The 471-nt window shown below is 73.2% G+C and carries 1 protein-coding gene; it reads right to left on the bottom strand.

Features of this window, described 5'->3' with window-relative positions:
* Window positions 1-89: 89 nt before the first annotated feature.
* Window positions 90-471 (bottom strand): TMEM165/GDT1 family protein (locus GPA27_RS28335; protein WP_169143736.1); only part of this gene is annotated, 382 nt, incomplete at its 5' end.

Below are 471 nucleotides of genomic sequence, written 5' to 3'. Positions count from 1 at the left end.
AGCATAGCGCGAGCGGGGCCTGACACCGTGTCAGGGAGGGCGCGGTTAGCCGCCCGCGCCGCGGACCGGCCGCGGCGGCGCGGCCATGCTCAGCCGATGCCGCGGATCGCCACCCACAAGGCCAGCGCGGCGAACACCGCGGCGGCGACCAGGCGCGCGGCCTTGAGCGGCAGGCGGTCGGCGAAGCGGGCGCCGAGCAGGGCCACCGGCACGTTGGCCAGCAGCATGCCCACCGTGGTGCCCACGATCACCGCCCACAGCGGCTCGTAGCGGGTCGCCAGCAGCACCGTGGCGACCTGGGTCTTGTCGCCGACCTCGGCGAAGAAGAACGCGATGGTGGTGGCGATGAACGCGCCGCGCGCGGAGAACTGGGTCTCGCCCTCGTCGAGCTTGTCGGGCTTGAGCGTCCACAGCGCCACCGCCAGGAAGCTCGCGGCGACCACCCAGCGCAGGATTTCGGGCTTGAGGAAG

The sequence above is a fragment of the Aromatoleum toluolicum genome (genome assembly GCF_012911005.2).
In the GTDB taxonomy this organism is placed as follows: Bacteria; Pseudomonadota; Gammaproteobacteria; order Burkholderiales; family Rhodocyclaceae; genus Aromatoleum; species Aromatoleum toluolicum.
This window is presented reverse-complemented; position numbering and strand designations above follow the sequence as displayed.